We start from the raw sequence: 23991 nt of genomic DNA on the forward strand, positions 1-23991 counted from the left end.
CTGAAAATAAACAGTAGTATGGCACGAATAATTAAAAAGGCGTTTCAAAATACAAGGTTCAGCAAAAAGCTGACGCTTACCCCAGCCAGGCGCCAGGGCTTCAGCAAAAGTGTGCAGTACCTCTAAGTTCTGCAATCAAGTCGCTGACGTACCTTGCGCATTGAGCAAGAAAGGTACAAAATTCTTGAAACGTTTCAGCGTCATTCGACATATCGTTCACCGTCAGATGGCGCCTTTTTTCTCAAGTTAGCTGAAACGATTCAATTCAGCAGGAGAGGAGAACCATGTTCCAGTTATCTGTGCAGGATATTCATCCCGGCCAGCAGGCCGGTAATAAAGAAGAGGCCATCCGGCAGGTCGCCGCCGCGCTGGTCAGCGCCGGCAACGTGGCCGATGGCTACGTGAACGGCATGCTGGCCCGCGAGCAGCAGACCTCGACCTTCCTCGGCAACGGGATCGCGATCCCGCACGGCACGACGGATACGCGTGATCAGGTGCTGAAGACCGGCGTTCAGGTGTTTCAGTTCCCGCAGGGCGTCACCTGGGGCGAAGGGCAGACCGCCTATGTGGCGATCGGGATTGCCGCCAGCTCAGATGAACACCTCGGCCTGCTGCGTCAGCTGACCCACGTGCTGAGCGATGACGCCGTCGCCGCCCAGCTGCAGTCCGCCACCACCGCGGAAGAGCTGCGTGCGCTGCTGATGGGAGAGAAACAGAGCGAAGCGCTGAAGCTGGATAACGAGACCCTCAGTCTCGACGTCGCGGCCAGCGATCTGCTGACCCTGCAGGCGCTGAACGCCGCGCGTCTGAAAGAAGCAGGCGCGGTGGATTCCGCCTTCGTTAGCCACGTCATTAACGATACGCCGCTGAACCTCGGTCAGGGCATCTGGCTGAACGACAGCGCTGAAGGCAATCTGCGCAGCGCCGTGGCGGTCAGCCGCGCCGCCACCGCCTTCACCCGCGACGATCAGCCGGTTTCCCTGCTGGTCACGGTGGCGATGACCGACGAGCAGCCAACCGCGGTGCTGAACCGCCTTAGCAAGCTGCTGCTGGACAAGAAAGCTGACCATCTGCTGAAAGCCGACGCCGCCACCGTGCTGGCGCTGCTGACCAGCGACGACGCGATTGCCGAAGATGTGCTGAGCGCCGAATTTGTGGTGCGCAATGAGCATGGCCTGCATGCCCGTCCGGGCACCATGCTGGTCAACACCATTAAACAATTTTCCAGCGACGTCACCGTCACTAACCTCGACGGTTCCGGCAAGCCGGCCAACGGTCGTAGCCTGATGAAGGTCGTGGCGCTGGGTGTGAAAAAAGGTCACCGTCTGCGCTTTACCGCGCAGGGTGAAGATGCGCAACAAGCGCTGGATGCGATTGGCGAAGCGATCGCCGCAGGCCTTGGGGAGGGCGCATAAATGAGCAGACGTGTAGCAACCATTACTTTAAACCCGGCGTACGATCTGGTGGGCTTCACCCCGGAGATCGAGCGCGGTGAAGTGAACCTGGTGCGTACCACCGGCCTGCACGCCGCCGGGAAAGGCATCAACGTGGCGAAAGTGCTGAAAGATCTTGGCATTGACGTCACCGTCGGCGGCTTCCTGGGGAAAGACAACCAGGATGGCTTTCAGCAGCTGTTCAGCGAGCTGGGGATCGCCAACCGTTTCCAGGTGGTGCAGGGCCGGACCCGCATCAACGTTAAGCTGACGGAAAAAGATGGCGAAGTGACCGATTTCAACTTCTCCGGCTTCGAAGTGACCCCGGGCGACTGGGAACGCTTCGTCAACGACTCCCTGAGCTGGCTCGGGCAGTTCGATATGGTCTGCGTCAGCGGCAGTCTGCCGTCCGGCGTCAGCCCGGAGGCCTTTACCGACTGGATGACCCGTTTGCGCAGCCAGTGCCCGTGCATCATTTTCGACAGCAGCCGCGAAGCGCTGGTTGCCGGACTGAAAGCGGCGCCGTGGCTGGTGAAACCGAACCGTCGCGAGCTGGAAATCTGGGCTGGCCGTAAGCTGCCGGAGATGAAAGACGTTATCGACGCCGCCCATGCGCTGCGCGAGCAGGGGATCGCTCACGTAGTGATTTCCCTGGGCGAAGAGGGCGCGCTGTGGGTGAACGCCTCCGGCGAGTGGATTGCCAAACCGCCTTCAGTCGAAGTGGTCAGCACCGTTGGCGCCGGCGATTCGATGGTCGGCGGCCTGATTTACGGCCTGCTGATGCGTGAATCCAGCGAACATACCCTGCGCCTGGCGACCGCTGTCGCTGCCCTGGCCGTCAGCCAGAGCAATGTAGGGATCACCGACCGTACCCAGTTGGCCGCGATGATGGCGCGCGTCGACTTACAACCCTTTAATTGACAGCAGGAGAGGCATAATGAAAACGCTGCTGATTATTGATGCCGGACTCGGACAGGCGCGCGCCTATATGGCGAAAACCCTGCTGGGCGCCGCCGCGCCAAAAGCGCACCTTGAACTGATTGATAACCCCAACGACGCCGAACTGGTGATTGTTCTAGGGTCGGCGCTGCCCACTGACAGCGCGCTGAACGGCAAACAGGTTTTCCTCGGCGATATTAATCGCGCCGTGGCGCACCCGGAGCTGTTCCTGAGCGAAGCCAAGGGCCATGCGACGCCGTACGCGGCGCCTGCCGCCGCGGCAGTCCCGGCGGCCACCAGCGGACCGAAACGTATTGTCGCGGTCACCGCCTGTCCGACCGGCGTTGCCCATACCTTTATGGCCGCTGAAGCCATTGAAACCGAAGCGAAAAAACGCGGATGGTGGGTGAAAGTGGAAACTCGCGGCTCCGTCGGCGCGGGCAATGCTATCACCCCGGAAGAGGTGGCCGAGGCGGATCTGGTGATCGTCGCCGCTGATATCGAAGTCGACCTGGCGAAATTCGCCGGCAAGCCGATGTATCGCACTACCACCGGTCTGGCGCTGAAGAAAACCGCCCAGGAGCTGGACAAAGCGGTGGTGGAAGCCAAACCGTACCAGCCTTCCGGGAAACCTCAGGCTGCTGGCGAAGGTAAAAAAGAGTCGGCGGGCGCCTACCGCCACCTGCTGACCGGCGTCTCCTACATGCTGCCGATGGTGGTGGCGGGCGGCCTGTGTATCGCGCTCTCCTTTGCCTTCGGGATCAAAGCGTTTGAAGTAAAAGACACCCTGGCGGCGGCGCTGATGCAAATCGGCGGCGGCTCGGCCTTCGCGCTGATGGTGCCGGTGCTGGCGGGCTTTATCGCCTTCTCTATTGCCGACCGTCCGGGTCTGACCCCGGGTCTTATCGGCGGTATGCTGGCGGTCAGCGGCGGCTCCGGCTTTATCGGCGGGATCATCGCCGGTTTCCTTGCCGGTTACGTGGCGAAAGCCATCAGCACTAAGCTGAAACTGCCGCAGAGTATGGAAGCGCTGAAGCCAATCCTGATCATTCCGCTGGTTTCCAGCCTGATCGTGGGCCTGGCGATGATCTACCTGATCGGTAAACCGGTCGCCGGTATCCTCGCCTGGCTGACCCACTGGCTGCAAACCATGGGCACCGCCAACGCGGTTCTGCTGGGCGCGATCCTCGGCGCGATGATGTGTACCGACATGGGCGGCCCGGTGAACAAAGCGGCCTATGCCTTCGGCGTTGGCCTGCTGAGTACCCAGACTTACGCGCCGATGGCGGCGATCATGGCGGCCGGTATGGTGCCTCCGCTGGCGATGGGTGTCGCGACGCTGGTTGCCCGCAATAAGTTCGACAAAGGGCAGCGGGAAGGGGGCAAAGCCGCGCTGGTTCTCGGCCTGTGCTTTATCTCTGAAGGGGCGATTCCTTTTGCCGCACGTGACCCGATGCGCGTGCTGCCTTGCTGTATCGTCGGCGGAGCGGTAACCGGCGCTATCTCGATGGCAATTGGCGCAAAACTGATGGCGCCGCACGGCGGGCTGTTTGTTCTGCTGATCCCGGGGGCGATTACGCCAGTGCTGGGCTACCTGCTGGCGATTGTCGCCGGGACGCTGGTGGCGGGCCTGTCCTACGCGGTGCTGAAACGCCCGGAAGCGCAGGTAGCGGAAGTCGAAAAAGCGGCATAATCTCTCCGCAATAAAAAAGGGCCGACAGTTCGGCCCTTTTTTTATGTCTCTGTTTACGCCACTTCGGCGATCTGCTGCGCCCGCAGCCAGGCTATCTCTTCCGCCCAGATATCCGGGTTGATGGTTTCCAGAATCAGCGGAATACCGTCGAAGCGGCTGTCCTGCATGATCCAGCTGAAGCAGTCGTGGCCGATGTTGCCTTCCCCCAGACTATGGTGACGGTCAACCCGGCTGCCAAAGGCGCTCTTGGCATCGTTGAGGTGCATGCCGCGCAGATACTGAAAGCCGACGATACGCTCGAAGTCGGCAAAGGTCTTCTCGCAGGCTTCGGCGCTGCGCAGGTCGTAGCCGGCGGCGAAGGCGTGGCAGGTATCGATGCAGACGCCGACGCGGGTTTTATCTTCCACGCCATCGATGATGGCCGCGAGATGATCGAACTTAAAGCCGAGGTTGCTGCCCTGGCCGGCGGTGTTTTCGATCACGGCGGTGACGCCTTCGGTCTTGGCCAGCGCGATATTGATCGATTCGGCGATGCGCGCCAGGCACTCCTCCTCCGGGATCTGCTGCAGATGGCTGCCGGGGTGGAAGTTGAGCAGCGTCAGCCCCAGCTGCTGGCAGCGGGTCATCTCATCGATGAAGGCATCACGGGATTTTTCCAGCGCTTCTTCCACCGGATGGCCGAGGTTAATCAGGTAGCTGTCGTGCGGCAGGATCTGCCCGGGGCCAAAGTGATACTTTTCACAGGCGGCTTTGAATTCGGCGATGGTCTCGTCGCTGAGCGGCGCGGCGCGCCACTGGCGCTGGTTTTTGGTGAAGAGGGCGAAGGCGGTTGCTTCGATTTCGGCGGCGCGAATGGCGGCATTGGCCAGTCCACCTGAGGCGCTCACGTGCGCTCCTACGTATTTCATAAAAAAACTCCAGTTAAAGCCGCTGGGGGGTGGGTAATGATAGCGGCTTAACTGGAGAAAGATGTAGTGCTTTATGCCATCAGGCTGTGAATCGCGACGTTAATGGCCCCGCCGCCGACAATCAACCAGACGAACAGCATCAGCGCCATCAGCAGCGGTTTCGCCCCGGCTTTTTTCAGCGCGCTGACGTGAGTGGTCACCCCAAGAGCGGCCATGGCCATCGCCAGCAGGACGGTATCCAGCGTCACCAGCATATCCACGACCGCTTTCGGCAGCAGATGGAAGGAGTTAAACACTGCCACCAGGATGAACATAATGGCAAACCACGGAATGGTGATTTTGCTTTTCTCGCCGTTACCCGCCGGGGTCAGCTGTTTAACACGCGCCGCCAGGAACAGCAGGAACGGGGCCAGCATCATCACGCGCAGCATTTTAGCGATAACCGCGGCATTCTCCGCATCCGGGCTGACCGCATGGCCGGCGGCGACGACCTGCGCCACTTCATGCATGGTGGAACCCATATAGATCCCGTAGGTCTCCGGGGTAAACCAGTGCGCCAGCAGCGGGTACATCGCCGGGTAGAGGAAGATGGCGATGGTACCGAAGATCACCACCGTGGCGACGGCGACGGTCACTTTACTGGCTTCGGCTTTGACCACCGGCTCGCTGGCGAGCACAGCTGCAGCGCCGCAGATGCTGCTGCCGGCGCCGATCAGCCAGCTGGTGTGCTTATCGAGCCCAAACACTTTCTGGCCCAGGAAGCAGGCGATGAAAAAGGTGCTGGAGAGCGTCAGAACGTCAATCAAAATACCGCTCACGCCGACGTCGGCAATCTGGGCGAACGTCAGGCGGAAGCCGTAGAGGATGATCCCCAGGCGCAGCAGATGCTGTTTGGCGAAGATCACCCCGCCGTCGCAGGGTTGCCAGATTTTCGGATAGACCGTGTTACCGACGACCATCCCGAACAGGATAGCGAGGGTCAGGGCGCTGAAGCCCGCCCCGGCAATGGCCGGAAAGCTACCGGCCCACAGGGCGGCGCCGGTCAGGGCGGCGGTCAGCGCCAGGCCTGGGACAAAATGCCACAGGGAACGATGTTTGGTGGGTAAAGTGAGTGCTGTCATAACCTTCTCCTTTGTCTGCCTAAAGGTTACGCCGCGCGGGATTAAATATAAAATTGATTATATGTTTATAATCAATCGTAATAAGTGGTTAATGACCGCTTCGCCGGTGACAATGGGGCAGGGGAGTGAGGCGCGGAGGCGAGCTGTTCTTGTCAGCAAGACGATGATTTTGTGACGTAAGGGGATTTTCCTTCCATCAGCCGCCTCGATTTGTGTCACCATAGTAAGAAAGGTTATTCAGACTGGATTACTCAACGGGTGGGTTATGCATATTACGCTGCGGCAGCTGGAAGTGTTCGCCGAAGTCCACAAGAGTGGGTCGACCACTCAGGCGTCACAGATGCTGGCGCTTTCGCAATCTGCGGTCAGCGCCGCGCTGACCGATCTGGAAGGGCAGCTCGGCGTACAGCTGTTCGACCGCGTCGGCAAGCGGCTGGTGGTCAATGAGCATGGACGGTTGCTCTATCCGCGCGCCCTGGCGCTGCTGGAGCGGGCCCTGGAGATCGAGCAGCTGTTTCGCGGCGACAACGGGGCGATTCGGGTCTACGCCAGCAGCACCATCGGCAACTATATTATGCCGGAGATCATCGCCCGCTATCGCCATGACTTCCCGGATCTGCCGGTTGAGCTGAGCGTGGGCAACAGCCTGGACGTGATCAACGCCGTTGCCGACCTACGGGTGGATTTCGGTCTGATCGAGGGGCCGTGTCATGCCGCTGATATTATTGCCGAGCCGTGGCTGGAAGATGAGCTGGTGGTGTTTGCCGCGCCTGACTCGCCGCTGCTGGCGGGGGAGGTGACCCTGCAGCAACTGGCCGAGGCGCCGTGGATCCTGCGCGAGCATGGATCCGGCACCCGGGAGATTGTCGATTACGTTCTGCTGTCGCATCTGCCGGCGTTTCATCTGGGGATGGAGCTCGGCAACTCGGAGGCGATCAAACACGCGGTACGCCATGGGCTGGGGATCAGCTGCTTATCGCGGCGGGTGATTGCCGAACAGCTGGCCTCCGGCACGCTGGCGGAGCTGAAAGTGCCGCTGCCCCGGCTGACGCGCACGCTATGGCGGATCCACCACCGGCAGAAGCATATTTCTAAAGCATTACAATGTTTTCTGCAGTATTGCCAGGTGTAGCGATCCGGCTTTATCGCCTGATAATGGTGGGGGGAATTTGCTGGCAATTCCGCAGGTTAGTGCTTTACTAATAATTTGCGGTCGATCATGAAGCTCTCTTATAACTTTGCATTTGTACCGGATGGAACCCCGATCGTCTGCTACAATCGCGCCTCATTTTTTGGATGGATAGCATTATCACATGGTTTCGGAAACTAAAACCACAGAAGCGCCCACGCTACGTCGTGAACTGAAGGCGCGCCACTTGACCATGATCGCCATCGGCGGTTCCATCGGTACGGGTCTTTTTGTTGCCTCTGGCGCAACGATTTCGCAAGCAGGTCCCGGCGGGGCGCTGCTGTCTTATATTCTGATCGGTCTGATGGTCTATTTCCTGATGACCAGCCTGGGCGAACTGGCGGCGTTTATGCCGGTGTCCGGTTCCTTCGCCACCTACGGGCAGAATTATGTTGAAGAGGGCTTTGGCTTCGCGCTGGGCTGGAACTACTGGTACAACTGGGCGGTAACGATCGCCGTTGATCTGGTGGCCTCGCAGCTGGTGATGAGCTACTGGTTCCCTGACACCCCGGGCTGGATTTGGAGCGCCTTGTTCCTCGGCATTATGTTCCTGCTGAACTGGATCTCGGTGCGCGGCTTTGGCGAGGCGGAATACTGGTTCTCGCTGATCAAAGTGGCCACCGTCATTATCTTTATCATCGTCGGCGTGATGATGATTGTCGGCATCTTCAAAGGGGCGCAGCCTGCCGGCTGGAGCAACTGGGGGATCGCGGATGCGCCGTTTGCCGGCGGCTTCTCGGCGATGATCGGCGTGGCGATGATTGTCGGCTTCTCCTTCCAGGGCACCGAGCTTATCGGTATTGCCGCCGGTGAGTCTGAGAACCCGGAGAAGAACATTCCGCGCGCGGTGCGCCAGGTCTTCTGGCGTATCCTGCTGTTTTACGTCTTCGCGATCCTGATTATCAGCCTGATCATTCCATATACCGATCCGAGCCTGCTGCGCAACGACGTTAAAGATATCTCCGTCAGCCCGTTCACGCTGGTCTTCCAGCACGCCGGTCTGCTGTCGGCGGCGGCGATCATGAACGCCGTTATCCTGACGGCCGTTCTGTCGGCGGGTAACTCGGGGATGTACGCCTCTACGCGTATGCTGTATACCCTGGCCTGCGACGGCAAAGCGCCGCGCATCTTCTCGAAGCTGTCGCGTGGCGGCGTGCCGCGCAACGCCCTGTACGCGACCACCGTTATCGCGGCGCTGTGCTTCCTGACTTCGATGTTCGGTAACCAGACGGTGTACCTGTGGCTGCTGAACACCTCCGGGATGACGGGCTTTATCGCCTGGCTGGGGATTGCCATCAGCCACTACCGTTTCCGTCGCGGCTACGTCCTGCAGGGTAACGATCTCAATAACCTGCCGTATCGTTCCGGGTTCTTCCCGCTGGGGCCGATCTTCGCCTTCGTGCTGTGCCTCATCATCACCCTGGGACAGAACTATGAAGCGTTCCTCAAGGACACCATTGACTGGGGCGGTGTGGCGGCGACCTACATCGGTATTCCGCTGTTCCTCGTCATTTGGTTTGGCTACAAACTGGCGAAAGGCACCCGCTTCGTTCGTTACAGCGATATGACCTTCCCGGACCGCTTTAAGCGTTAATCCCGGCGGTGATACAGCATAAGCCCTCTGATACAGAGGGCTTTTTTTATGTCCGCGCAGTTACAGCCTGACACAATTCTTCATAATTATATTGATAATAGAAATCATTATCTTTATCATTTCCGACCATTACGGATGAAGCCACTCCCCCGTCTCTGCCATGTGTACAGACTGACATCGGGCGACCAGCCACATCGACAAGAAAACAGCGAGTCTACCGCCGACAGAGCGGCAGGCCGCCAGCGCGTGTGAGCAGCACCTTTTTTGTTTGTTTGGTTGTACACCTCATGGAGATTTGGAATGTTCAGGTTAAACCCTTTTATCCGGGCGGGATTGTCTGCGTCCGTCGTATCGTTGGCGTTTCCGGCCCTGGCCGACGTGAATGAAGAAACGCTGGTGGTGACCGCCTCGGCGACTGAACAGAGCGTCAAAGACGCGCCGGCGAGCATCAGCGTCATCACTCAGCAGGATTTGCAGCGCAAGCCGGTCCAGAACCTGAAAGACGTACTGCGCGATGTGCCCGGGGTCCAGCTCACCAACGAAGGGGATAACCGCAAAGGCGTCAGCATCCGCGGTCTGAGCAGCAGCTATACCCTGATCCTGGTTGACGGCAAGCGCGTCAACTCGCGGAACGCCGTCTTCCGCCACAACGACTTCGACCTTAACTGGATCCCGGTGGATGCCATCGAACGTATCGAAGTGGTGCGCGGCCCGATGTCTTCCCTGTACGGCTCCGATGCGCTCGGCGGCGTGGTCAACATTATTACCAAAAAAATCGGCCAGAAATGGACCGGGACGCTGAGCGCTGATACCACCATCCAGGAGCACCGCGAACGCGGGGATACCTGGAACGGCCAGTTCTTCACCAGCGGCCCGCTGATCGACGGCGTGCTCGGGATGAAGGCCTACGGCAGCCTGGCGAAACGCGCCAAGGACGATCCGCAGTCCTCCAGCAATGCCACCGGCGAAACGCCGCGCATCGAGGGCTTCACCAGCCGCGATGGCAATGTTGAATTCGCCTGGACGCCGAACGACAGCCACGATTTCACCGCGGGCTATGGCTTTGACCGCCAGGATCGCGACTCCGATTCCCTTGACCGCAACCGCCTTGAGCGTGAGAACTACTCCCTGAGCCATAACGGCCGCTGGGATATGGGCAACAGCGAGCTCAAGTTCTACGGCGAAAAGGTGGATAACAAAAATCCGGGGCAGAACGGGACCATCACTTCGGAAAGCAATGCCATCGACGGCAAGTACGTTCTGCCGCTGGACATGATTAACCAGCTGGTGACCTTCGGCGGCGAATGGCGCCACGACAAGCTGAAAGATCCGGTCAACCTGAGCAGCGGCGGTCAGTCAACGTCGGCCAGCCAGTACGCCCTGTTTATTGAAGACGAATGGCGCATCATCGAGCCGCTGGCGCTGACCACCGGCATTCGTATGGACGACCATCAGACCTATGGCGATCACTGGAGCCCGCGCGCCTATCTGGTGTATAACGCCACCGATACCGTCACCGTCAAAGGCGGCTGGGCGACGGCGTTTAAAGCCCCGTCCTTGCTGCAGCTTAATCCCGACTGGACCACCAACTCCTGCCGCGGCTCGTGCAGCATCGTTGGTAACCCGGATCTAAAACCGGAAACCAGCGAAAGCTTCGAGCTCGGTCTCTACTACCGCGGGGAAGAGGGCTGGCTTGAAAATGTCGAAGGCAGCATCACCACCTTCCAGAATAATGTCGACGACATGATCGATGTTCTGCGCACCTCCAGCGCCAGCGAAGCGCCGGGCTACCCGAACTTTGTCGGCTGGAAAACCGTCAACGGCAAGCGCGTGCCGATCTTCCGCTATTTCAACGTCAACAAAGCGCGCATCAAAGGGGTGGAGACCGAGGTGAAGATCCCGTTTGGCGATGAGTGGAAGCTGACGGTGAACTACACCTACAACGATGGTCGCGATCTGAGCAACGGCGGCGACAAACCGCTGCAGACGCTGCCGTTCCATACCGCCAACGGCACGCTCGACTGGAAACCGCTGGATGACTGGTCCTTCTACGTGACGGCCAACTATACTGGCCAGCAGCGCGCGGTGAGCGCCACCGGCAAAACGCCGGGCGGCTATACCCTGTTTGACGTCGGCGCGGCGTGGCAGGTCACCAAGAATGTGAAACTGCGCTCCGGGGTGCAGAACGTGGGCGATAAAGATCTCAGCCGGGACGACTACAGCTATACCGAAGAGGGCCGTCGCTACTTTATGGCGGTGGATTATCGCTTCTGATTGCCGGCGCTAAAACGCGTCCTGTAGGCCTGAACATGCGCCGCGAAGCAGCTTCGCGGCGCATTTGCGTTTAGCCAAAGAGATGCTGCGCATGGAAGCGCAGATGGTCTTCAATAAACGAGGCAATGAAGTAGTAGCTGTGGTCGTAACCGGGCTGGATGCGCAGCGTTAACGGCCAGGCCTTCTGCCGCGCGACCTCCGCCAGTACCGCCGGCTGCAACTGTCCGGCAAGGAATGGATCGCTGTCGCCCTGATCGATAAGCGTCGGCACAGCGTCCGCCGGCTGGCTGGCCTGCATCAGGGCGCAGCTGTCCCAGGCGTGCCATGTCGATTCATCGGCGCCGAGATAGGCGGTAAACGCTTTCTTACCCCACGGCATCTGGGAGGGATTGACGATCGGCGCGAAGGCGGAGACGCTGACGTAGCGGCCGGGATTGTTGAGCGCCATGATAAGCGCGCCGTGACCGCCCATCGAGTGGCCGCTGATGGCGCAGCGGTCGCCGATGCTAAACTCGCTGCGGATAATCGCGGGCAGTTCGTCGCGCAGGTAATCGTACATTCGGTAGTGCGCCGCCCAGGGCGCCTGGGTGGCGTTCAGGTAGAAGCCGGCGCCTTGCCCCAGATCGTAACTGTCGTCGTTGGCCACCTCATCACCACGCGGGCTGGTATCCGGCATCACCAGCGCGATGCCCAGCTCGGCGGCAATGCGCTGCGCGCCCGCCTTGGTGGTAAAGTTTTCATCGTTACAGGTCAGCCCGGACAGCCAGTACAGCACCGGCGGCGGCGTTTCGCGCTCAGGCGGTAAAAAAATGCTGAACGTCATGGCGCAGTTCAGGACAGGGGAGTGATGACGCCAGCGTTGTTGCCGGCCGTCAAAACAGCGATGCTCTTCAAGCAGTTCCATGCAAGGCTCCTCGGAAGGGGTGTGCGCGTAAACGTTCATAATACAGATATTTCATTAGCCGGTGAGCAACTTTCACTTTCTCCTTTTGAGAACTTACTGCATCATTAATGCAACTTATAGCCAACATGCCGGTGTAGCGATGGCGCTTATGGATGCGTACAGCGGTTGGATCATTCCGGATTCGGCGGTAGGGATTTGGCGCCGCGCTTGAGGCGAGACTTCGCGCCTTAATAAAAGGCAGCGCCAATTTCAATAATTATCGTTACGGCTACTGGATTCTGTGCGCCGCCTCACGCACAATGAATACAAACTTTGCCCCCAGAAAAAGCAAAGAGCGCCACACCTGCAGGAGAAACCCAAATGTCATCACTGAGTAAAGAAGCCGTCCTCGTTCATGAAGCGCTGGTCGCTCGTGGGCTGGAGACGCCGATGCGTGCGCCAGTACAAGAAATTGATAACGAAACACGCAAGCGTTTGATTACCGGTCATATGACCGAGATTATGCAACTGCTGAATCTGGATCTGAGTGATGACAGTCTGATGGAGACCCCGCATCGCATCGCCAAAATGTATGTCGATGAGATCTTCTCCGGACTGGATTATTCTCGCTTCCCGAAAATCACCGTCATTGAAAACAAAATGAAGGTCGATGAAATGGTCACTGTACGCGATATCACCCTGACCAGCACCTGTGAACACCATTTCGTCACCATCGATGGTAAAGCGACGGTAGCCTATATCCCGAAAGATTCGGTGATCGGCCTGTCGAAAATCAACCGTATCGTGCAGTTTTTCGCCCAGCGTCCGCAGGTCCAGGAGCGTCTGACGCAGCAGATCCTGATCGCGCTGCAGACGCTGCTCGGCACCAGCAACGTGGCGGTATCCATTGACGCGGTGCATTACTGCGTGAAAGCGCGCGGCATCCGCGATGCGACCAGCGCCACTACCACCACCTCCCTCGGTGGCCTGTTCAAATCCAGCCAGAATACCCGCCAGGAATTCCTGCGCGCAGTACGTCACCACAGCTAAAACGGAGCAGGGTACATGGAGAGAAATGTCACGCTGGACTTTGTCCGCGGCGTCGCCATCCTCGGTATCCTGCTTCTCAATATCAGCGCCTTCGGCTTGCCGAAGGCCGCTTACCTCAATCCGGCCTGGTCAGGAAGCGCGACCCTCAGCGATACCTGGACCTGGGCGCTTCTCGACCTGCTGGCGCAGGTGAAATTTCTCACCCTGTTCGCGCTGCTGTTTGGCGCCGGTCTGCAGCTTCTGCTCCCCCGCGGAAAACGCTGGATCCAGTCGCGCCTGACCCTGCTGGCGCTGCTTGGTTTCATTCACGGTCTTTTCTTCTGGGATGGCGACATTCTGCTGGCCTACGCCCTGGTGGGGCTGGTGAGCTGGCGCATGGTGCGCGAGGCGCAGCATGTCAAATCGCTGTTCAACACCGGGGTGGTGCTCTACCTCACCGGCATTGCGGTGCTGGTCCTGCTGGGGATGATCTCCGGACCCGCAGCCAATCGCTCCTGGGTCCCGGACGCGGCCAATCTGCAGTATGAGCAGTACTGGAAGCTGCACGGCGGCATGGAGGCGGTCAGCAACCGGGCGGATATGCTGTCGGACAATCTGCTGGCGCTCGGCGCGCAGTATGGCTGGCAGCTGGCGGGGATGATGCTGATAGGCGCGGCGCTGATGCGCAGCGGCTGGCTGAAAGGGCAGTTCAGCCAGCGTCACTATCGGCGCACCGGCGTGCTGCTGGTGGCGGCCGGGATGGCGGTGAATGTGCCGGCCATCGTCGCCCAGTGGTATCTGGCCTGGGACTATCGCTGGTGCGCGTTTTTACTGCAGGCGCCGCGTGAACTTAGCGCCCCGCTGCAGGCTATCGGCTATGCCTCGCTGGCCTGGGGCTACTGGCCGCAGCTCTGCCGTTTCCGCCTGGTGGGGGCTATCGCCTGCGTTGGACGCATGGCGCTGACCAACTATTTGCTGCAGACCCTGATCTGCACCACCCTGTTTTATCATCTCGGGCTGTTTATGCGCTTCGATCGTCTGCAGCTGCTGGCCTTTGTTCCCCCCATCTGGGCCGTTAACCTCCTTGTCTCATCACTCTGGCTGCGCCGCTTCCGCCAGGGGCCGGTGGAATGGCTGTGGCGTCAGTTAACCCTGCGTGCGTCAGGGACATCATTGAAAGACACATCCAGATAACGATCTCGATCACAATCATTAACAAAACGGATGTAAACGTTTCCAGCCGTGTGACCTCACTCACGTAGCGGACCGCGGGTCGCTGCCAGAATAGCCTCCTTGCTGAGCACAGGAGGTGAATGTGACGTGCTGTAATTCTCTTAAGGTCGCTGAGTATGATCACCATTCGTGATGTCGCCCGCCAGGCGGGCGTATCCGTGGCCACCGTGTCGCGGGTGCTGAACAACAGCGCGCTGGTGAGTCCGGATACGCGCGACGTCGTGATGAAAGCGGTGACCCAGCTGGGCTACCGGCCAAACGCCAATGCCCAGGCGCTGGCCACCCAGGTCAGCGATACCATCGGCGTGGTGGTGATGGACGTCTCCGATGCCTTCTTCGGCGCGCTGGTGAAAGCGGTGGATACCGTCGCCCAGCAGCATCAGAAGTATGTGCTGATCGGCAACAGCTATCACGAGGCGGAAAAAGAGCGCCACGCCATCGAGGTGCTGATCCGCCAGCGCTGCTCGGCGCTGATCGTCCATTCGAAAGCGCTCAGCGATGCTGAACTGAGCGACTTTATGCAACATATCCCGGGGATGGTGCTGATCAACCGCATCGTGCCGGGCTTTGCCCATCGCTGCGTGGGTCTCGACAACGTCAGCGGCGCGCTAATGGCTACCCGCATGCTGCTCAATCACGGCCACCAGCGCATCGGCTATCTCTCCTCAAATCACGGCATTGAAGACGACGATATGCGCCGGGAAGGGTGGAGCAAAGCGCTGCAGGAGCAGGGCATCATCGCCCCGGACAGCTGGGTCGGGTCCGGCTCCCCGGACATGCAGGGCGGCGAAGCGGCGATGGTCGAACTGCTGGGGCGGAATCTCGGCCTCACCGCCGTGTTCGCCTATAACGACAGCATGGCGGCCGGCGCGCTGACAACGCTAAAGGATAACGGCATTGTCGTGCCGCAGCATCTATCGCTGATTGGCTTTGATGATATTCCTATTTCCCGTTACACCGATCCTCAACTGACCACCGTGCGCTATCCGGTGATGTCGATGGCGAAGCTGGCCACCGAGCTGGCGCTGCTGGGGGCGGCCGGCAAGCTGGATCGCGAGGCGACGCACTGCTTTATGCCGACCCTGGTGCGCCGTCACTCCGTTGCCCAGCGGCAAACTGTGGGGCCGATCACTAACTGAAGCGGCAGCGGGATGTAACCGCTTTCAATTTGTGAGTAAATTCACAGTATATTAACATTCGCCTGATTATGATGGCAGCGTTTACCAGTCTGAACCACAAGGTGATGGGAAATCCTCACTTTTACTATTAGGAACAAGGCGTTAAACGAGTATTAGAGTCGTATTTTCCTGGAGCGTTACCCGACACGGAAGACCGAATTTTCGTCGTGAAATGCGTTGTGCGGTAACACTAATGCAACAAGTCCCGCCCGCACTTTTCACAAAAATGACCCTGCATAATAAAACCGGAGATTCCATGAATAAGAAGGTGTTTACCCTCTCTGCTGTAATGGCTGGTCTGTTATTTGGCGCCGCAGCACACGCAGCAGATACCCGTATCGGCGTGACGATTTATAAATATGACGACAACTTTATGTCGGTGGTGCGTAAGGCGATTGAAAAAGATGGCAAATCCGCGCCTGACGTCCAGCTGCTGATGAATGACTCGCAGAACGACCAGTCGAAACAAAACGATCAGATTGACGTGCTGCTGGCGAAAGGCGTGAAAGCCCTGGCGATCAACCTGGTTGACCCGGCTGCGGCGGGAACGGTCATCGAAAAAGCGCGCGGGCAGAATATTCCGGTGGTGTTCTTCAACAAAGAGCCTTCCCGTAAAGCGCTGGATAGTTATGACAAGGCTTACTACGTCGGTACCGACTCGAAAGAGTCCGGGATTATTCAGGGCGATCTGATCGCCAAGCACTGGAAAGCCAACCCGAACTGGGATCTGAATAAAGACGGCCAGATCCAGTACGTCCTGCTGAAAGGCGAGCCGGGCCATCCGGATGCGGAAGCGCGTACCACCTACGTTATCAAAGAGCTGAACGATAAAGGTCTGAAGACCCAGCAGCTGCAGATGGACACCGCTATGTGGGATACCGCCCAGGCGAAAGACAAAATGGACGCCTGGCTCTCCGGCCCGAATGCGAACAAGATTGAAGTGGTGATCGCCAACAATGACGCCATGGCGATGGGTGCGGTTGAAGCGCTGAAAGCGCACAACAAGAGCAGCATTCCGGTGTTCGGCGTTGACGCCCTGCCGGAAGCCCTGGCGCTGGTGAAATCCGGCGCGATGGCCGGTACCGTGCTGAACGATGCTAACAACCAGGCGAAAGCGACCTTCGAGCTGGCGAAAAACCTTGCCGACGGAAAAGAGGCGGCGGCAGGCACCAACTGGAAAATTGACAACAAGATTGTTCGCGTCCCCTACGTGGGGGTCGATAAAGACAACCTGAGCCAGTTTACCGGCAAATAATCGTGATGTGAGTTGCGGGCGTGGGTTATCCACGCCCGATTATTCCTGATACAGAACCAGACTCCTGCTGGCGTTATTGCGCCGGACGGGGCGTGCATGAACGCAGCCAGGTATAACTATGGTCAGCAATAATAGCGAACGGTCAGGCGAATATTTGTTGGAGATGACCAACATCAACAAATCGTTTCCTGGCGTCAAGGCTCTTGATAATGTCAACCTGAAGGTTCGTCCGCACTCCATTCATGCGTTAATGGGTGAGAACGGCGCCGGAAAATCGACATTATTAAAATGCCTTTTTGGGATCTATCAAAAAGATTCCGGCAGCATTCTTTTTCAGGGAAAAGAGATCGATTTCCATTCGGCGAAAGAAGCCCTGGAAAACGGTATTTCGATGGTGCATCAGGAATTAAACCTGGTCTTACAGCGTTCGGTCATGGACAACATGTGGCTCGGCCGCTATCCCACCAAAGGCATGTTTGTCGATCAGGACAAAATGTACCGGGATACCAAGGCTATTTTTGATGAGCTGGATATTGATATCGATCCGCGCGCCCGCGTCGGGACTTTATCGGTATCTCAGATGCAGATGATTGAGATCGCGAAGGCGTTTTCCTATGACGCCAAAATCGTCATCATGGACGAGCCGACGTCATCGCTGACGGAGAAAGAGGTCAACCATCTGTTCAAGATCATCCGCAAGCTGAAAGATCGCGGCTGCGGTATCGTCTATATCTCGCACAAAATGGAAGAGATTTTCCAGCTGTGCGATGAAATTACCATCCTGCGCGACGGCCAGTGGATCGCTACCCAGCCGCTGGAAGGGCTGGATATGGACAAGATCATCGCCATGATGGTCGGGCGTTCGCTCAATCAGCGCTTCCCGGATCGTGAAAACACCCCGGGGGAAGTCATCCTCCAGGTGCGCAATCTCACCTCCCTGCGCCAGCCCTCCATTCGCGATGTCTCCTTCGACCTGCATAAGGGCGAAATTCTCGGTATCGCCGGTCTGGTGGGCGCGAAGCGTACCGACATCGTGGAGACCCTGTTCGGGATCCGTGAGAAGGCCAGCGGCACCATTACCCTGCACGGGAAGAAGATCAACAACCACAGCGCCAATGAGGCGATTAACCACGGATTTGCGCTGGTAACCGAGGAGCGGCGCTCCACCGGAATTTACGCCTATCTGGACATCGGTTTTAACTCGCTGATCTCCAATATTAAGAAATATAAAAACAGCGTCGGCTTGCTGGATAACTCGCGGATGAAGAGCGATACCCAATGGGTGATTGACTCCATGCGCGTTAAAACCCCCGGCCAGCATACGCAGATTGGTTCGCTTTCTGGTGGTAACCAGCAAAAGGTCATTATTGGCCGCTGGCTGCTGACCCAGCCGGAGATCCTGATGCTGGACGAGCCGACGCGCGGTATCGACGTCGGTGCCAAATTCGAGATCTATCAGCTGATTGCCGAGCTGGCTAAAAAAGATAAAGGGATCATTATTATTTCTTCCGAAATGCCGGAACTGCTGGGGATTACCGACCGCATTCTGGTAATGAGCAACGGCCTGGTCGCGGGCATTGTTGAGACTAAAACCACCACGCAAAACGAAATACTGCGTCTTGCGTCATTGCACCTTTAAGATCAGGGGCTTCACATGAGTGCGTTAAATAAAAAGAGTTTTCTCACTTACCTGAAAGAGGGTGGGATATATGTCGTCCTTCTGGTCCTGTTGGCCATTATTATTTTCCAGGATCCGACATTTTTAAGTCTGCTCAACCTGAGTAATATTCTGACCCAGTCCTCGGTGCGTATTATTATTGCCCTCGGCGTGGCCGGACTGATCGTCACGCAGGGCACGGACCTCTCCGCCGGCCGTCAGGTGGGACTGGCGGCGGTGATTGCCGCCACCATGCTGCAGGCGGTGGATAATGCCAACAAGGTGTTCCCGGATATGGCGACCATGCCGATCCCGTTGGTCATCCTGCTGGTATGCGCCATCGGGGCGGTCATCGGCCTGATTAACGGGATCGTCATTGCCTATCTGAACGTAACGCCGTTTATTACCACTCTCGGGACCATGATCATCGTCTACGGCATTAACTCGCTGTACTACGATTTCGTGGGCGCGTCGCCGATCTCCGGCTTCGACAGTCACTTCTCCCATTTCGCGCAGGGGTTTGTGGCGCTGGGCTCGTTCCGCCTGTCCTATATCACCTTCTACGCGCTGATTGCCGTCTTCTTTGTCTGGATCCTGTGGAACAAGACGCGCTTTGGCAAAAACATTTTCGCTATCGGCGGTAACCCGGAAGCGGCGAAAGTCTCCGGGGTTAACGTGGCGTTGAACCTGCTGATGATCTATGCCCTCTCCGGGGTGTTCTACGCCTTCGGCGGCCTGCTGGAAGCCGGTCGTATCGGCTCGGCGACCAATAACCTCGGCTTTATGTACGAACTGGACGCCATCGCCGCCTGCGTGGTGGGCGGTGTATCGTTCAGCGGCGGGGTAGGGACCGTATTCGGCGTGGTGACAGGGGTAATTATCTTCACCGTGATCAACTATGGCCTAACCTACATTGGCGTCAACCCTTACTGGCAGTACATCATTAAGGGGGCGATCATTATCTTCGCCGTGGCGCTGGATTCCCTGAAATACGCCCGTAAGAAGTAATTTTTGCCTGAGTAAAAACCCGCGCCTGGCGCGGGTTTTTTTATACCTGAAACGGATGCGATGATGGAGGCTACTTTTCTTTCTGCAGCTCCAGCAGCTGCTCCGGCGTGACCGCCGGGTATGACTGGGCGTCATCCGGCACGTCGTGCTGCTGCGCCGGAATCGGGATTAAAGGGCCAAGGAAGCGCGGTTCCCGTTTGAAAATGTAGAGGTCCGCCAGCGCGCCGAAGCGGGCGCCGAATTCGCGCAGCCGCACGCTCCACATATCCTTCGGCGACGGCACCGCGTAGCACTGGGCCTGGATCCCCATATGCAGGGCGATAAACAGCGCCCGTTCGCAGTGGAAGCGCTGGGTGATGATAATGAAGTCGTTGGTGTCGAACACTTTGCGGGTGCGGACGATCGAGTCAAGCGTGCGGAAACCGGCATAGTCCAGCACGATATCCGCCGGATCGACGCCGCCTTTAATCAGGTCCCGGCGCATGGTCATCGGTTCATTGTAGCTTTGCAGAGCATTATCGCCGCTCAGCAGCAGATAGTTGACCTTGCCGCTGTTGTAGGCGTTCAGCGCGCCCTGGATGCGGTAGCGGTAATACTGATTGATCACCCCGGTGCGGTAGTATTTAGCGGTGCCCAGCACCACGCCGACCTGGCGGTAGGGGAGGTCCTGCAGCTCGTCATAGATATAGGGCGCGGTTTTCCAGCTCATCCAGCGGTCAAGACCCAGCACGGTCAACAGCAGCAGGCCGAGCAGGACTAACAGGCTGTAGAACACACGCTTTAACATGAACTTGGCTCAATAATAGACAACGGAGTCTTCAGGCTACTTTACCCGCCGGGTAAGCGCAAGAAACCCGCGTTTAATTGCGGGGATTTTCAGCAATATGAGCCGATCGCCGATCCCAGACCGGGCAAGGCGTAGCCGCAACCTGTTCTCCGGCCCTCCGGGAACGTCTCAGCGACTTTGAGGCTGTCAGGTCGGCAGTTTCAGCAGCCATAGCGATCTTCAGCTCGCAATGGCGCGAACGGTAGGTCGGGTAAGCGGAGCGCCACCCGACAACATAACGGCATAAAAGGTCGGCCGGATTAGACGAAACCGTCATCCGGCCATCTGCTCAGGCGCGCAGGCTGATTAACCTAACAGCACGCGCTCGATATTGTGGCAGCCCAGCGCCTTCAGGGTGGCGACGGTGGCGTCCCACTGAATCAGCGCCGCATCGGCTTTCTCCGCCAGGATCGCCCGCTGGATGTCCGGATAATCATAGCCGTTGAGGCTGAGAAGATTCAGCGCCCCCTGCAGCGGCGGCAGCGTCGGGTTGAACGCCGCGTTTTCCGCATAGCTGCCGCTGAAAAGGGTGCCATCTTTCAGCTCCAGCGCCACGCCGGAAGGCGAATGGCTATACGGCGCGTGGCAGCGGTTAGCGGCCTCAATCGCCGCCTGGGACAGGGCATCGCCGCTGACCGGGAAGCCGTGGTCCTGGTGGTCCATCAGCAGGGTTTTGATCTCCAGGTCTTTCGGGCCGAAGGCATCCGGCAGATAGTGCTGCAGAGCATGGGCTTCGCGACCGGGCAGATGAATGCGCAGCGCCAGTCCGCTGTTCAGTTCGTTCATAAACTGACGGCAATGGCCGCACGGCGTGTAGTTCACCGTGATAGCGCGCAGGGAGGTTTCACCGCGCAGCCAGGCGTGGCTGATGGCGCTCTGCTCCGCATGGACGGTCTGCTGCATGGTGGCGCCGAGAAACTCCATGTTGCCGCCAAAGTACCAGCGGCCGCTGACGCCGCGGGCGATAGCCCCGACGTTAAAGTGAGAAAGGTCGGCGCGCGCGCAGGCGGCGGCCAGCGGCAGTAGCGCAAAGGCCAGCGCGTCTTCGTCCAGACCTGTCGCCTGTTGCAGCGTCGCCACCTGATCGGCTTCGAGCAGCGCCGGGAAGTGCGGGTCGGCGAGCATCGGGGAGATGGCCGCCTGCAGGTCTGCTGCCAGGGTAGTCAAAGCAGCTTGAAAACGTGAGTGCATAGCGTTGCCTCATAACAATGTAATGGGGAACCAGTGTACGGGCGTCAAGGGGTTTCAAATGTGATTTACATCCCATTACTAATGCAACTTTTCTTTGTTGCATTAATAAATGTGACTTGAATCACAATTCATCCCACCACCGCGAGGATCAGCGGGAATAAAAATGGTGCCATCAACGAGGTGATGATCCCGCACAGCACCAGCGCCAGCGAGCTGAACGCTCCTTCCTGATAGTCCAGTTCCGCACAGCGGGCGGTACCGAGGGCGTGCGAGGCGGTGCCCATCGACAGGCCACGTGATGCTTTGGTGCGAATACGCATCAGGTTGAGCAGCGTATGGCCGAATACCGCGCCAAGGATACCGACAAAAATCACGCACACGGCGCTGATGGCCGGGATGCCGCCGATACTGCCGCTCACCGCCATCGCAATCGGCGTGGTCACCGATTTGGGCAGAACAGAGGCGGCGATTTGCGGCGTGGCGCCCATCAGCAGGGCCACGGTGGTGCCGGTGATCATCGCCACACAGCTGCCGATAAAGCAGATGGTGATGATCGATTTCCAGCGCGCGCGGATCTGGTGCAGCTGTTCATATAGCGGGAAGGCCAGCGCGACCACCGCCGGCTGCAGCAGATCGTTCAGGATCTTGCTGCCGGCAAAATAACGTTCATAGGAGATCCCAGTCAGCAGCAGAAAGGGAATAATCACCACCATCGCCACCAGCAGCGGGTTGAGCAGCGGGAATTTGAAGCGGGCCGCCAGTTTGCGGGCGAGGAAAAAGACGATCAGGGTAAGCGGTAGCGACCACCAGATTTCATGCATCATTTTTCTTTTCCTTTTGCCCAATCACTTTACGTTCGCCATGCACCAGATGGGAACTCCAGCTCACCACCACAAACACCACCAGCGTGCTGATGGCGCAGGAGATAACGACAGGCCCAAGCTGGGCGCGTAGCAGATCCCAGTACTGCATCACGCCGACGCCGATCGGCACGAACAGGAGCGCCATATAGCGGATCAGGATATTGCAGCCGGGGTTGACCCACTGCGGCGGCATGATTTGCAGCGCCAGCAGCACGAAGAGGATCAGCATGCCGATGATGCTGCCGGGGATGGTGATGGGCAGCAGCCCGGCGATAAATATTCCGGCGTACAAGCAGGCGTAAATCAGGACGAAAGCCCGCAGGTACTGCCAGATAATAGTCAGCGATTTACTCATGGTAATAACCCTTGATGAAGTGAATTCATCATACAATTAATCCCTAAAATGTGCTACCGATCACATCATGAATTCTATGCATAGCGCTTATAGCTTACGGGAACCATCGTCTCGCCCGTCAGAGTCCGAAGCCTTGCGGCTTAGACGGTTTCTCTCCCCACGCTACCTTGCTGGACGAGGCGCGGCAAATAAAGGTAAATGAGACGCCACAGACCCCTGTAAAGCATAGAGATTATCTCGCCGTTTTGCCGCCTCGGGCGTCCGGGGACCGGAGTGCGCTGGGTCGGACGCATTGAGCGCTTTCAACCAACGCCCGGAGGCGCTACCATAGCGCCTCTTTTTTTTCCGGGTAACGATATGCGTGTACTACTGGCGCCGATGGAAGGCGTGCTCGATTCGCTGGTGCGCGAGCTGCTGACCGAGGTTAACGATTACGATCTTTGCATCACCGAATTTCTGCGCGTGGTGGACCAACTGCTGCCGGTCAAATCGTTCTACAGGCTGTGCCCGGAACTGCATCATCAAAGCCGCACCCCGTCCGGTACCCGCGTGCGCGTCCAGCTGCTGGGACAATATCCCGAGTGGCTGGCGGAAAACGCCGCCCGCGCGGTGGCGCTGGGGTCGTGGGGTGTTGATTTAAACTGCGGCTGTCCGTCGAAGCTGGTGAACGGCAGCGGCGGTGGGGCGACGCTACTGAAAGATCCAGAGCTGATCTATCGCGGCGCGAAAGCCATGCGCGAAGCGGTCCCTGCGGATTTACCGGTGACCGTCAAGGTGCGTCTCGGCTGGGATAGCGGCGAAAGGCGCTTTGAAATCGCCGACGCGGTGCAGCAGGCAGGGGCCAGCGAGCTGGTGGTCCATGGCCGCACCAAAGAAGATGGCTACAAAGCAGAGCGCATCAACTGGCAGGCCATCGGCGAGATCCGCCAGCGTCTGACTATTCCGGTGGTCGCCAACGGCGAGATCTGGGACTGGCAAAGCGCGCAGGACTGTATGGCCGTCACCGGCTGCGATTCGGTGATGATTGGCCGCGGGGCGCTCAACGTGCCGAACCTCAGCCGGGTGATCAAATACAACGAACCGCGCATGCCGTGGCCGCAGGTGGTTCAGCTGTTGCAAAAATATACCCGTCTGGAAAAGCAGGGCGATACCGGCCTGTATCATGTAGCGAGAATTAAGCAATGGTTAGGCTATTTACGCAAGGAATATACCGAGGCGCTGACGCTGTTTAATGAAATTCGCGCCCTGCAAACCTCTGCTGAAATAGCGGTGGCGATCGGCCGCTATTAACCGCCATACTGTTATTCGCTTCACATATTATTACTTGCATGCCTATTGATGATAGGCATGGGTTGAATAAAG

At 58.3% G+C, this 23991-nt stretch carries 20 protein-coding genes; 13 read left to right on the forward strand and 7 right to left on the reverse strand.

Translation table 11 applies throughout. The features are described from left to right. Positions 1-284: 284 nt before the first annotated feature. The 3 genes from fruB to fruA are packed head-to-tail and all read left to right on the forward strand — an operon-like array spanning position 285 to position 4065. Positions 285-1415 carry a fused PTS fructose transporter subunit IIA/HPr protein gene (gene fruB, locus ABLV76_RS19865; protein WP_004201642.1) on the forward strand — a complete coding sequence of 377 codons (1131 nt, stop codon included), beginning with the start codon at positions 285-287 and terminating at the stop codon, positions 1413-1415. Beyond that, positions 1416-2354 carry a 1-phosphofructokinase gene (fruK, locus tag ABLV76_RS19870; RefSeq protein WP_002912941.1) on the forward strand — a complete coding sequence of 313 codons (939 nt, stop codon included), beginning with the start codon at positions 1416-1418 and terminating at the stop codon, positions 2352-2354. Positions 2355-2370: 16 nt separating this feature from the next. Then, positions 2371-4065: a PTS fructose transporter subunit IIBC gene (gene fruA / locus ABLV76_RS19875; protein ID WP_004201641.1), complete on the forward strand. Its 1695-nt coding sequence runs from the start codon at positions 2371-2373 to the stop codon at positions 4063-4065. Between the two features lie 53 nt (positions 4066-4118). Here the strand turns inward: fruA and nfo are convergent, their stop codons facing one another. Next, positions 4119-4973: a deoxyribonuclease IV gene (gene nfo / locus ABLV76_RS19880; RefSeq protein WP_108433364.1), complete on the reverse strand. Its 855-nt coding sequence runs from the start codon at positions 4971-4973 to the stop codon at positions 4119-4121. Positions 4974-5044: 71 nt separating this feature from the next. Next, complete coding sequence (locus ABLV76_RS19885; RefSeq protein WP_004201639.1) at positions 5045-6094, reverse strand: YeiH family protein; 1050 nt, start codon at positions 6092-6094, stop codon at positions 5045-5047. Between the two features lie 265 nt (positions 6095-6359). Here ABLV76_RS19885 and yieE point away from each other — a divergent pair, with 265 nt between their 5' ends. The 3 genes from yieE to cirA all read left to right on the forward strand — a co-directional run bounded on the left by yieE (position 6360) and on the right by cirA (position 11151). Further along, positions 6360-7226, forward strand: coding sequence for a DNA-binding transcriptional regulator YeiE (gene yieE / locus ABLV76_RS19890; protein ID WP_348878434.1), 867 nt, complete (start codon positions 6360-6362; stop codon positions 7224-7226). A 181-nt stretch (positions 7227-7407) separates the two neighbouring features. Further along, entirely contained in the window at positions 7408-8877 is a 1470-nt protein-coding gene (locus ABLV76_RS19895; protein WP_004201637.1) for an amino acid permease, read from the forward strand. Between the two features lie 300 nt (positions 8878-9177). Further along, on the forward strand, positions 9178-11151 hold the full coding sequence (gene cirA / locus ABLV76_RS19900) for a catecholate siderophore receptor CirA (protein WP_064189968.1): 1974 nt from the start codon (positions 9178-9180) through the stop codon (positions 11149-11151). A 70-nt stretch (positions 11152-11221) separates the two neighbouring features. On the opposite strand, the gene fghA is transcribed toward cirA, so the two are convergent. Beyond that, on the reverse strand, positions 11222-12055 hold the full coding sequence (gene fghA, locus ABLV76_RS19905; protein WP_048295210.1) for an S-formylglutathione hydrolase: 834 nt from the start codon (positions 12053-12055) through the stop codon (positions 11222-11224). 360 nt (positions 12056-12415) lie between these two features. On the opposite strand from fghA, the gene folE reads away from it, so the two are divergent. The 6 genes from folE (at position 12416) to mglC (ending at position 19394) form a co-directional block, all read left to right on the forward strand. After that, positions 12416-13084, forward strand: a complete 669-nt coding sequence (folE, locus tag ABLV76_RS19910; RefSeq protein WP_004201633.1) for a GTP cyclohydrolase I FolE — start codon at positions 12416-12418, stop codon at positions 13082-13084. Positions 13085-13099: 15 nt separating this feature from the next. Next, on the forward strand, positions 13100-14257 hold the full coding sequence (gene yeiB, locus ABLV76_RS19915; RefSeq protein WP_023318746.1) for a DUF418 domain-containing protein YeiB: 1158 nt from the start codon (positions 13100-13102) through the stop codon (positions 14255-14257). A 155-nt stretch (positions 14258-14412) separates the two neighbouring features. After that, on the forward strand, positions 14413-15435 hold the full coding sequence (gene galS / locus ABLV76_RS19920; RefSeq protein ID WP_017899327.1) for an HTH-type transcriptional regulator GalS: 1023 nt from the start codon (positions 14413-14415) through the stop codon (positions 15433-15435). A 295-nt stretch (positions 15436-15730) separates the two neighbouring features. Next, on the forward strand, positions 15731-16729 hold the full coding sequence (mglB, locus tag ABLV76_RS19925) for a galactose/glucose ABC transporter substrate-binding protein MglB (protein ID WP_004201626.1): 999 nt from the start codon (positions 15731-15733) through the stop codon (positions 16727-16729). A 118-nt stretch (positions 16730-16847) separates the two neighbouring features. After that, on the forward strand, positions 16848-18368 hold the full coding sequence (gene mglA / locus ABLV76_RS19930) for a galactose/methyl galactoside ABC transporter ATP-binding protein MglA (RefSeq protein ID WP_004201625.1): 1521 nt from the start codon (positions 16848-16850) through the stop codon (positions 18366-18368). Between the two features lie 15 nt (positions 18369-18383). Further along, positions 18384-19394 (forward strand): galactose/methyl galactoside ABC transporter permease MglC, encoded by a 1011-nt coding sequence (gene mglC / locus ABLV76_RS19935; RefSeq protein WP_002912871.1) that lies wholly within the window; start codon positions 18384-18386, stop codon positions 19392-19394. A 70-nt stretch (positions 19395-19464) separates the two neighbouring features. On the opposite strand, the gene sanA is transcribed toward mglC, so the two are convergent. The 4 genes from sanA to ABLV76_RS19955 all read right to left on the reverse strand — a co-directional run bounded on the left by sanA (position 19465) and on the right by ABLV76_RS19955 (position 22629). After that, on the reverse strand, positions 19465-20181 hold the full coding sequence (gene sanA, locus ABLV76_RS19940) for an outer membrane permeability protein SanA (RefSeq protein WP_004201624.1): 717 nt from the start codon (positions 20179-20181) through the stop codon (positions 19465-19467). Positions 20182-20526: 345 nt separating this feature from the next. Then, a complete protein-coding gene (cdd, locus tag ABLV76_RS19945) occupies positions 20527-21411 on the reverse strand; it encodes a cytidine deaminase (protein WP_180234410.1) in 885 nt (294 codons plus the stop codon). Between the two features lie 128 nt (positions 21412-21539). Continuing rightward, a complete protein-coding gene (locus tag ABLV76_RS19950) occupies positions 21540-22235 on the reverse strand; it encodes a CidB/LrgB family autolysis modulator (RefSeq protein WP_004201621.1) in 696 nt (231 codons plus the stop codon). Beyond that, complete coding sequence (locus tag ABLV76_RS19955; protein ID WP_004201620.1) at positions 22225-22629, reverse strand: CidA/LrgA family protein; 405 nt, start codon at positions 22627-22629, stop codon at positions 22225-22227. The genes ABLV76_RS19950 and ABLV76_RS19955 overlap by 11 nt, the downstream gene beginning before the upstream one ends. Positions 22630-22986: 357 nt before the next feature. Between ABLV76_RS19955 and dusC the strand changes: the two genes are divergently transcribed. Then, positions 22987-23919 carry a tRNA dihydrouridine(16) synthase DusC gene (gene dusC, locus ABLV76_RS19960; protein ID WP_043520328.1) on the forward strand — a complete coding sequence of 311 codons (933 nt, stop codon included), beginning with the start codon at positions 22987-22989 and terminating at the stop codon, positions 23917-23919. The last annotated feature ends 72 nt before the right edge of the window (positions 23920-23991 follow it).

This window comes from Klebsiella sp. GB_Kp047 (assembly GCF_040065235.1).
GTDB lineage: Bacteria > Pseudomonadota > Gammaproteobacteria > Enterobacterales > Enterobacteriaceae > Klebsiella > Klebsiella quasipneumoniae.